General features: G+C 70.6%; 9 protein-coding genes. 7 read left to right on the top strand and 2 right to left on the bottom strand.

What is annotated here, in order from left to right:
* Window positions 1-679: 679 nt before the first annotated feature.
* Complete coding sequence (locus ACLBXO_RS02520; protein WP_447684402.1) at window positions 680-1,903, bottom strand: methyl-accepting chemotaxis protein; 1,224 nt, start codon at window positions 1,901-1,903, stop codon at window positions 680-682.
* Between the two features lie 319 nt (window positions 1,904-2,222).
* On the opposite strand from ACLBXO_RS02520, the gene ACLBXO_RS02515 reads away from it, so the two are divergent.
* The 7 genes from ACLBXO_RS02515 to glnT all read left to right on the top strand — a co-directional run bounded on the left by ACLBXO_RS02515 (window position 2,223) and on the right by glnT (window position 8,130).
* Entirely contained in the window at window positions 2,223-2,504 is a 282-nt protein-coding gene (locus ACLBXO_RS02515; protein ID WP_331316770.1) for an STAS domain-containing protein, read from the top strand.
* A gap of 33 nt (window positions 2,505-2,537) precedes the next feature.
* A complete protein-coding gene (locus ACLBXO_RS02510) occupies window positions 2,538-2,903 on the top strand; it encodes a response regulator (protein ID WP_149309184.1) in 366 nt (121 codons plus the stop codon).
* A gap of 147 nt (window positions 2,904-3,050) precedes the next feature.
* Complete coding sequence (locus ACLBXO_RS02505) at window positions 3,051-3,656, top strand: helix-turn-helix domain-containing protein (RefSeq protein WP_331316772.1); 606 nt, start codon at window positions 3,051-3,053, stop codon at window positions 3,654-3,656.
* Window positions 3,657-3,794: 138 nt separating this feature from the next.
* On the top strand, window positions 3,795-4,688 hold the full coding sequence (locus ACLBXO_RS02500) for a class II glutamine amidotransferase (RefSeq protein WP_331316776.1): 894 nt from the start codon (window positions 3,795-3,797) through the stop codon (window positions 4,686-4,688).
* Window positions 4,688-5,377: a GltB/FmdC/FwdC-like GXGXG domain-containing protein gene (locus ACLBXO_RS02495; RefSeq protein WP_331316777.1), complete on the top strand. Its 690-nt coding sequence runs from the start codon at window positions 4,688-4,690 to the stop codon at window positions 5,375-5,377. Before ACLBXO_RS02500 ends, ACLBXO_RS02495 begins: the two co-directional genes overlap by 1 nt.
* Window positions 5,377-6,705, top strand: coding sequence for an FMN-binding glutamate synthase family protein (locus tag ACLBXO_RS02490; RefSeq protein ID WP_331316778.1), 1,329 nt, complete (start codon window positions 5,377-5,379; stop codon window positions 6,703-6,705). The genes ACLBXO_RS02495 and ACLBXO_RS02490 overlap by 1 nt, the downstream gene beginning before the upstream one ends.
* Before the next feature lie 126 nt (window positions 6,706-6,831).
* Window positions 6,832-8,130, top strand: a complete 1,299-nt coding sequence (glnT, locus tag ACLBXO_RS02485; protein WP_331316779.1) for a type III glutamate--ammonia ligase — start codon at window positions 6,832-6,834, stop codon at window positions 8,128-8,130.
* Between the two features lie 39 nt (window positions 8,131-8,169).
* Here glnT and ACLBXO_RS02480 read toward each other — a convergent pair whose 3' ends face one another.
* The gene (locus ACLBXO_RS02480; RefSeq protein ID WP_447684401.1) at window positions 8,170-9,327 is read right to left on the bottom strand and encodes a hypothetical protein; all 1,158 of its coding nucleotides are present in this window, start codon (window positions 9,325-9,327) and stop codon (window positions 8,170-8,172) included.
* Window positions 9,328-9,383: the final 56 nt, after the last annotated feature.

Below are 9,383 nucleotides of genomic sequence, written 5' to 3'. Positions count from 1 at the left end.
GGAAGGCGGTGTCGATCAGGGCCCGGTCCTCGGGCCGGTCGCCCAGGTCGAGCAGCGTCGCCTCCAGGCACGCGAGCAGCTCGGCCGCCTCCGCGCGAAAGATCTCCGTCGGTTCCAGAGCAGTCATCGAACGATCGGACCCCCGAACACAGGACGCAGATACAGAACGGACCGCCCGATCCTGAGCGCGAACGGATGCTCCAACTCCGGACGCGGGCCGAGTGCTGCGCGATCAGGCCGTCGTGTGGACCGTCACGGCGCGCGACGTTGGCGCGACGACAGGACACGACGAGCACCCGCCGCTCGACGTCATCGGTTGTATAAAATCACTCCAGAAATTTTCGGTTAACGAGCAGATTTCGATCTTGAATGAGAAGTATATCTGCCTAGCTTTTGAAGCAATTGATTATCGGATACATCGATCGTGTGAGCCCGGGATCACAGGATCCCGGGCGCGCCGCCCGACGCGGCTCCGCCCGGCACGGCGCATCGCTTCGCAGCCGCGCGGATGCGGTCCGCGGCAGCCCTGCGCGGGGGGCGGCGAGTGGATCGGATCGGGAGGGGGAATCGGGACCGGGGCCGTTCGCGGCCGGTCCGTTGCGGAAGGCCCGGCCGCGGCGCGACCGCCGACCGGGCACGGACGGGTTGCCCGTGGACCGCGCCCGCGCGGCGCGCGCGCTCAGAACAGATCGATGCCGTCCAGATCGTCGGCGGCCGCAGCGTCGGCGGCCGGCGTCCCGGTGGCCGGGGCACCGCCGAGCAGCCGCTCCGTCAGGCGCGCCCGGACCTCGCCCAGCGTGCAGCCGGCGATCGCCGCCTCGATCCAGGCCGGGTCGGCCGCATCGCCCGGCGCCGCGCCGCGTTCCGCGCTGTCGGCGGAGAGCCGGCCGAGTTCCGCGCCGGCCGCGCGCAGCAGGCCCTCGACGTTCTGGATGCGCTGCTTGGCCCGGTCCTGGAACTGCATCGCCACGATCGCCGCCGACACGTCCTGCGTGATCGCCTGCGTGGTCTCGGCGGTCTGCTGCAGGATGCCCGCGACCTGCGCGTTCTGCTCGACCAGCGCCCGCATCACCATGCGGACGCGCGTCTCGGCCGTCCGGCTCTCCTCGGACATGTCGATCGCCGCGATGTCGCCCAGCAGGGCGTGGCTGCCGCGCAGGCCGGCCGCCATGGTGCCGATCTGCTGCTTGATCACGTCCGACAGGGCGTTGATGGTCGTGGCGAGGCCGCGCACCTCGTCGGCGACCACCGCGAAGGCCGCGCCGCTGGCGCCAGCCCGGGCCGCCTCGATCTTGGCGTTCAGGGCGAGAAGGTTGGTCTGGCGGTTGATCCGCTCGATCTGCGCGACGCTGCCCTCGACCGACGACAGGCCCTCGAGCACCCCCGCCAGCCCCTGCGCGAGGGTCGACCCGCGGGACGACATCAGCGTGATCCGCTCGATCAGCGCGGTGAGAGTCTCGCCGAGGCCGGCGGCGACGTCGCCGAGCTGCAGGGTCTTGTCGTCGATCCGGACGGTCTGAACCGAGGCGACGAGCCCCCGGACGATCTCCGACTGCTCGCAGGTCGCGGCGGCGATGTTCTGGAACCGGTTGGACAGGCCGTGGACGTTGGCCTCCACGTCGGTTGAGACGATCCCGAGCTCGGCGACGAGGGCGTCGAGCAGCGTCCGCTGCTGCGCCGAGAGGCCGAGCCAGGCCTGGAGCAGATCGGCCGCATGCGCCGGCTCGGGCGGCATCGCGACCGGCGGCGCGGCTTCGGGCGCGCCGGCCGACGCGGCCACCTCCGCGAGCGGGGCCGCCGGCATCGCGGCGCCGGGCGCCGGGCCCGATCCGCGCCGGTCATCGGGCCGGCGGAACCGGGCCGGGACCTGCCTGAGAATGTCGTGGGCGACTTGGAAGGACATCGGCGGGCGGATCTCTCGGCGTCGTCCGATGCGCGCGGGTCAAGCGGCAATCCGACGGTCGGTGCCCGCCCAAGGCTAGGGATCGCCGTTAAAGAAAGCGTTATCGCTCGGCCGATGGCTGCAACGGTCGACGCAGATCGAAGTATTAGCTAAGAATGACTGTTCAATGCCGACCCGACCATCGCCCGATGCTGGGCCCGCGGCCGCGTCAGCCGCCCTCGATTGTCAGAACCTTCAGGAAGAATTTACCCGCCGCGGTGTTGACTCGAACGCGGCGGCGCGCCGCCCCGCAAGTCTGTCGTCGAGGGTACGAACCCGCATGTCCGAGGCCCCTGTCGTCACGCTCGGTTCCGACTGCACCATCCGGACCGTCCGGTCGCTGCACGACACGCTGACGGCGGCGCTCGCCGGCGCGGGGCGCCTGACCCTCGACTGCGCGGCGGTCGAGCGCGCGGACGTCACCTTCGTCCAGATCGTGCTCGCGGCCGACACGACGGCGCGGCGCCGAGCCTCCGGGATCGCGCTGGTCAACGTCCCCCCGGCGGTGGAGAGCGCGTTCCAGCGCGCCGCGATCGCACTCCCCAGCGCGCCGCTCCTCTAGGCGCGCCCCAGCCGCAAGAACGGAATACCTGTCATGGCCACTGTCCTCGCCGTCGACGACTCACCCAGCATCCGGCAGATGATCAAGGTCGTGCTCGGCCCGGCCGGCCACACGGTGATCGAGGCCGGTGACGGCGCGGAGGGCTTGGCGAAAGCCAGGAGCGAGACCGTCAACCTCGTCATCACCGATCTCAACATGCCGGTGATGAACGGGCTGGAGATGATCAAGCAGTTGCGGACACTGCCGAGCTGCACCGGCGTGCCGATCCTCTTCCTGAGCACGGAATCCGACGAGGGGATCAAGCAGCAGGCGAAGGCGGCCGGGGCGACCGGCTGGATCACCAAGCCGTTCAAGCCCGAGCAGCTGCTCGCCGTCGTGGGCAAACTCGTCCGCGCCTGAGGCCGCGCCTGAGGCCGCGCGGCCGGGACACGCCGGCCCGCCGGCCCCGGCCGCGGGCCTGCGGAACGCGGTGCAATCGGCTATGGACCGTGGATCGACCGGCCGGGACGCTTCCGGCCGCGGGGTCATCCAGTTCGCGGGCCTTCCATGCTGAATACCGGTTCGAACGCGCCGACCGAGGATGGCAAGAGCCTGGAACGGGCGCTCGGGCACCAGGTCCGCGCCCTGCGCCGCGAGCGGGAACTCTCGGTCGCCGATCTCAGCGCGGCGGCCGGCATCTCGCCCGGCATGGTCTCGAAGATCGAGAACGGGCAGATCTCACCGTCGCTCGCCACGGTCAACGCGGTGGCGAAGGCGCTCAACGTGCCGATCACCACCCTCTTCGCCGCCTTCGAGGAGAGCCGCGACTGCTCCTACGTGAAGAAGGGCACCGGAGTCGTCATCGAGCGGCGCGGCACCAAGGTCGGGCACATCTACGAACTGCTCGGCGCCGGCATCCGCGGCGAGACCGTGCTCGAGCCCTACCTCATCACCCTGGAAGAGGATGCCGAGGTCTATACCGGCTTCCGCCACGCGGGCGTCGAGTTCATCTACATGCTGAGCGGCGAGGTGAGCTACCGCCATGCCGGGCAGGATTACCACCTCAAGCCGGGCGACGCGCTCCTGTTCGACGCCGAGGCGCTGCACGGGCCGCAGGCGCTGATCAAGCGGCCGATGACCTACCTGTCGATCATCGCCTATCCCCGGCAGTGAACGCGGCGCGCCCGTCTGCCCGGCCCCGTCGCAGACGGTGCTGAATTTCTCAGCAGGAAATTTTAGTGATCCTCAGTTGACGAATCCGGGACGCCGTGCGAGCCGTATGCCGGCAGGCGGCACGGAGTTCGCAGCGTCATGTGCGGGATCGTCGGACTATTCCTGAAGACTCCGAGCCTGGAACCGCAGCTCGGCGCGCTGCTCTCCGCGATGCTGGAGACGATGACCGATCGCGGCCCCGACAGCGCCGGCTTCGCCGTCTACGGCGACACCGCCGCGGGGGTGAAGCTCACCTTGCGCGGGGCGGATGCGCGGGCGCTGGCGACCGTCGTGACCCGGCTCGAGGCCGAGACCGGCCAGGACTGCGCGGCGCGCGCGCGGAACACCCACACGGTGCTCACCGTGGACGCGGCGGCGGCGGACACTGTCCGCGCCTGGCTCGCCGACCACGCGCCGGAGATCGACGTCGTCTCCGCGGGCCGGCGGATGGAGATCTACAAGGAGGTCGGCCTGCCCGCCGCGGTGGCGGACCGCTTCGACCTCGCCGGCATGGCGGGCAGCCACGGCATCGGCCACACCCGCATGGCGACCGAGAGCGCGGTGACCACCAACGGGGCCCACCCGTTCTCGACGGGGCTCGACGAGTGCCTCGTCCATAACGGCTCCCTGTCGAACCACAACGACCTGCGCCGGCGTCTGCGCCGGGAGGGCGTGCGCTTCGCCACCAGCAACGACACCGAGGTCGCCGCCGGCTACCTGAGCTGGCGGATGCGCGCCGGCGCCTCCCTCGAAGAGGCCCTTCAGGCGAGCCTGACCGATCTCGACGGGTTCTTCACCTTCGTGGTCGGCACCCGGACGGGCTTCGCGGTCCTGCGCGACCCGATCGCCTGCAAGCCCGCCGTCATGGCCGAGACGGACGCCTACGTGGCCTTCGGCTCCGAGTACCGCGCCCTCGTGGGTCTGCCCGGCATCGAGACCGCCCGGGTCTTCGAGCCGGAACCCGCCAAGGTCTACGCCTGGGAGCGCCACTGATGCCGACCGTCGACCTGCGCACCGAGCCGCTGCGCGCCCTGAACCGCGCCCTCCACGCCCTCAGGCCGGACACGAACGAGACCCGCTGGACGGTCGTGAACCCGGACGGCCGGCACGCCATCGCGGCGGGCCTCGACGCCCCGGTCCACGTCGAGATCGAGGGCAATGCCGGCTACTACTGCGCCGGCATGAACAAGCAGGCCACCGTCGTGATCGGCGGCAATGCCGGGGTCGGCGTGGCCGAGAACATGATGTCGGGCGTCGTCCACGTGCGCGGCGACGCCAGCCAGTCGGCCGGCGCCACCGCCCAGGGCGGCCTGCTCCTGATCGACGGCAATGCCGGCGCGCGCTGCGGCATCTCGATGAAGGGGGTCGACATCCTCGTGAAGGGGTCGATCGGCCACATGTCGGCCTTCATGGCCCAGGCCGGAACCCTGACGGTGCTGGGCGATGCCGGCGAGGCGCTCGGTGACTCGCTCTACGAGGCCCGGCTCTACGTCCGCGGCGCGGTGACGAGCCTCGGCGCCGACTGCGTCGAGAGGCCGATGGGCGACGCACACCGGGAACAGCTCTACGCGAAGCTCGCGGCCGCGGGGCTCGCGGGCGAGGTCGATCCGGGCGAGTTCCGCCGCTACGGGTCCGCGCGCAGCCTCTACCACTTCCACGTCGACAACGCCGGAGCCTACTGATGGCCGAGACGCCCCCGCGCACGGCGCCGCGCACCTCGGCGACCTTCACCCCCGAGGTCATGGCGGAGATCCGCCGGGCAGCGGCGACCGGCATCTACGACATCCGCGGCGCCGGCGCGAAGCGCGCGCTCCCGCATCTCGACGACCTGCTGTTCCTCGGCGCCTCGATCAGCCGCTACCCGCTGGAGGGCTACCGCGAGCGGTGCGGCACCGAGGTGGTGCTCGGCGACCGCTTCGCCTCGAAACCGATCCGCCTGAAGACCCCGGTGACCATCGCCGGCATGAGCTTCGGCTCCCTCTCGGCCAACGCCAAGGAGGCCCTCGGGCGCGGCGCGAGCCTCGCCGGGACCTCGACCACCACGGGCGACGGCGGCATGACCCCGGAGGAGCGCGGCCACTCGCAGACCCTGGTCTACCAGTACCTGCCGTCCCGCTACGGCATGAACCCGGACGACCTGCGCCGGGCCGACGCCATCGAGGTGGTGATCGGCCAGGGCGCCAAGCCCGGCGGCGGCGGCATGCTGCTCGGGCAGAAGATCACCGAGCGGGTCGCCGGGATGCGCTGCCTGCCCCCGGGCATCGACCAGCGCTCGGCCTGCCGCCACCCGGACTGGACCGGCCCGGACGACCTCGCGATCAAGCTCGAGGAGTTGCGCGAGATCACCGACTGGGAGAAGCCGATCTACGTGAAGGTCGGGGCGAGCCGCCCCTACTACGACACCGCCCTCGCGGCGAAGTCCGGCGCGGACGTCGTGGTGCTCGACGGCATGCAGGGCGGCACCGCGGCCACGCAGGACGTGTTCATCGAGCATGTCGGCATCCCCACCCTGGCGGCGATCCGGCCCGCCGTGCAGGCCCTCCAGGATCTCGGCCTGCACCGGAAGGTCCAGCTCGTGGTCTCCGGGGGCATCCGCTCCGGTGCCGACGTCGCCAAGGTGCTGGCTCTGGGCGCCGACGCGGTGGCGATCGGCACCGCGGCGCTGATCGCGCTCGGCGACAACGATCCCCGCTGGGAAGCCGAGTACGCGGCGCTCGGCACCACGGCGGGCGCCTACGACGACTGGCACGAGGGCAAGGACCCGGCGGGCATCACCACGCAGGATCCGGAGCTCGCCCGGCGGCTCGACCCCGTGCTGGGCGGCCGGCGCCTCGCCAACTTCCTCGCCGTCATGACCCTGGAGGCGCAGACCATCGCCCGTGCCTGCGGCAAGAGCCACCTCCACAACCTGGAGCCCGAGGACCTCGTGGCCCTGACGATCGAGGCCGCGGCCATGGCCCAGGTCCCGCTCGCCGGGACGGACTGGATCCCCGGCAAGGCCAGCCTGTGAGCGCCGGGCCGTGAGCGCCGGGTTGTGACGGCCGCGCGCTGACGACCGCGCTCCGAGAGACCGGGGCCGCCGCCGGGCGACCCCTCCCCGTTCCGGCCCTCGTCGGCCCTAGTGAGGGTGCATGCGATGTCGCTCGATCTCGAGACCGCCGCCAAGGAGCGCGGCATCAAGTATTTCCTCGTCTCGTACACCGACCTGTTCGGGACCCAGCGCGCCAAGCTCGTACCGGCCGCGGCGATCGCCAGCACCTGCCGGAGCGGCGCCGGGTTCGCGGGCTTCGCCACCTGGCTCGACATGAGCCCGGCCGATTCCGACCTCCTCGCGATCCCCGACGCGGGCGCGCTGATCCAGCTGCCCTGGCGCCCCGAGGTCGGCTGGCTGCCGGCCGATCTCGTCATGGACGAGCGTCCCGTCGAGCAGGCGCCCCGCAACCTGCTCAAGCGCCTGATCGCGGAGGCGGCGGATCTCGGTCTCCAGATGAAGACCGGGGTCGAGTGCGAGTTCTTCCTGATCACCGCCGACGGCGCCGAGCCCGCCGACATGTCCGACCGGCAGACCAAGCCCTGCTACGACCAGTCGGCGCTGATGCGGCGCTACGACGTGATCAGCGAGATCTGCGACGCGATGCTCGCCCTGGGCTGGAAGCCCTACCAGAACGACCATGAGGACGCGAACGGCCAGTTCGAGATGAACTGGGACTACGACGACGCCCTCGTGACTGCCGATCGCCACGCCTTCTTCAAGTACATGACGCGCTCGATCGCCGAGAAGCACGGCCTGCGCGCGACCTTCATGCCCAAGCCGTTCGCGGACCTGACCGGCTCGGGCTGCCACGCCCACGTCTCCCTCTGGCGGGACGGGCGGAACGCCTTCACCGACCCGTCCGACCCGAGCGGCCTGTCGCCGACGGGCTACCACTTCATCGGCGGCCTGATCCACTCGGCCGACGCGCTGGCGGCGATCACCAACCCTTGCGTCAATTCCTACAAGCGGATCAACGCGCCCCGGACCAATTCGGGGGCGACCTGGGCGCCCAACACCGTGACCTATTCGGGCAACAACCGCACCCACATGATCCGCATCCCCGGGCCGGGACGGTTCGAGTTCCGCCTCGCCGACGGGGCCGTCAACCCGTACCTGCTCCAGGCCGCGATCCTGGCGGCGGGCCTCGACGGGATCCGCAACCAGAGGGATCCGGGCCCGCGCCTCGACATCAACATGTACACCGACGGCCACACGGTCGAGGGCCTGAAGCGGCTGCCGCTCAACATGCTGGACGCCCTGCGCGCCCTGTCGGGCAGCGCGATCCTGGGCGAGGCCCTGGGCCCCTTCGTGCCGAGCTATCTCAAGCTCAAGAACGAGGAGTGGAACGCCTACTGCCAGCACCTCACCCAGTGGGAGCGCGACACGACCCTGGATTGCTGATCCCCCGGCGCCGGGCGCCAAGGGCCGGGAGCGGCCGGCTCATTTCAGATGGTAGGCCACGCCGGCGATCAGGGCCTTCTCCTCGGTGTTGATGGTGCGCCGCGGATCGGCGCCGAACTTGTTGCGCCAGTACTGGAACCCGGCGAAGACTTCGACGCGGTTGGGCGCGTCGGCGAGCAGTTGCCCGACATCGAGGACGAGATTCGTCTGTGAGACGAACTCCAGCTGCGTGTCGTTCTGGTTGATCGTGCCGTAGCGCCCCTTGGGCAGGACGATGGTGTTGAAGCCCGCCAGCGACAGCGGCAGCCCGGTGAAGGTCAGCGGAATCGTGTAGGTGATCTCGAATTCCGGGGTCATCTTGAACTCGACGCTGCGGAAGTGCGCGTAGTCGAAGCCCGGCACGGCACCGCTCCCGGGAATGCCCGGCGTGGGCCCGTTCCCCGCGAAGCCGTTGCGCGAGAAGTCCTTGTAGCCCTGAACCTTCAGGTTCACGAAGCCGGCCGGCACGTCGAAGGCGAAGCTCAGACCGAACGTGCCAGCCCGCTTCTCGGCATCGAAATACGTGTTCTTAGTATTGATGTCGGCTCCGAACGACAGGCCGACGTCTTTGACAAATCCGGGAATCGCGATGGACTCGGTCTCGAAGATCTTGTTCAGGCTCAGGACACCCCGGTAGATCAGGTAAACCTCGGTCGCGCCGTAATCCTTGAACGGGCGCTCCTTGTCGCCCGCCGGGTCCTGGGATCCGGATCTGAGGATGTCGAGGGAGAGCAGGTTGGTGCCGTAAGCCCACGAATTGGCGTGGAAGAGGTTGAGGACGTTCTTGGGCACCTCGCGCGGCGCGAAACCGCCCTGCGCGGTGCCGTTGGGGCGCCGCACGAACAGGCCGGGCTCCGCCGAGGGTCCCTGGAACCGGTAGCTCACGACCGTGTCGGAGAAGCCGAAGAACGAGGGCGGGGCCGCCATCGCGGTCGCGGCCGCGACGGCTATGCTGGCCCCATGACGGCTCGCCGGCGCCGCGGCCGGCGGCGGCCGGCGCGCCCCGCCGGATTCTCCAGCGCGAGCGGAAGCCGGTGTCGCGGCCGCATCCGAGGTCGTTTCGGCCTCGGCCAGACCGGCCAGTCCGGTCCCACAGGCCAGGATCAGCAGCAGCGCCGCCGCGGAGAACGGGCTTCCCCGGGACAGCCAGCGGAGCATGGTGCGCCCCTCCCCCGACCGACGCCGCGCGGCGGGCGCGGCACGAGCGCGGGTGC

The organism is Methylobacterium sp. C33D (assembly GCF_053345825.1).
Note: the sequence above shows the minus strand (reverse complement) of the source record. Positions and strands in the feature narration are given on the sequence as shown.

Coding starts and splice junctions, on each gene's coding strand:
- ACLBXO_RS02520 (WP_447684402.1), bottom strand. CDS start 1,903: ATGTCCTTCCAAGTCGCCCACGACATTCTCAGGCAGGTCCCGGCCCGG.
- ACLBXO_RS02515 (WP_331316770.1), top strand. CDS start 2,223: ATGTCCGAGGCCCCTGTCGTCACGCTCGGTTCCGACTGCACCATCCGG.
- ACLBXO_RS02510 (WP_149309184.1), top strand. CDS start 2,538: ATGGCCACTGTCCTCGCCGTCGACGACTCACCCAGCATCCGGCAGATG.
- ACLBXO_RS02505 (WP_331316772.1), top strand. CDS start 3,051: ATGCTGAATACCGGTTCGAACGCGCCGACCGAGGATGGCAAGAGCCTG.
- ACLBXO_RS02500 (WP_331316776.1), top strand. CDS start 3,795: ATGTGCGGGATCGTCGGACTATTCCTGAAGACTCCGAGCCTGGAACCG.
- ACLBXO_RS02495 (WP_331316777.1), top strand. CDS start 4,688: ATGCCGACCGTCGACCTGCGCACCGAGCCGCTGCGCGCCCTGAACCGC.
- ACLBXO_RS02490 (WP_331316778.1), top strand. CDS start 5,377: ATGGCCGAGACGCCCCCGCGCACGGCGCCGCGCACCTCGGCGACCTTC.
- glnT (WP_331316779.1), top strand. CDS start 6,832: ATGTCGCTCGATCTCGAGACCGCCGCCAAGGAGCGCGGCATCAAGTAT.
- ACLBXO_RS02480 (WP_447684401.1), bottom strand. CDS start 9,327: ATGCTCCGCTGGCTGTCCCGGGGAAGCCCGTTCTCCGCGGCGGCGCTG.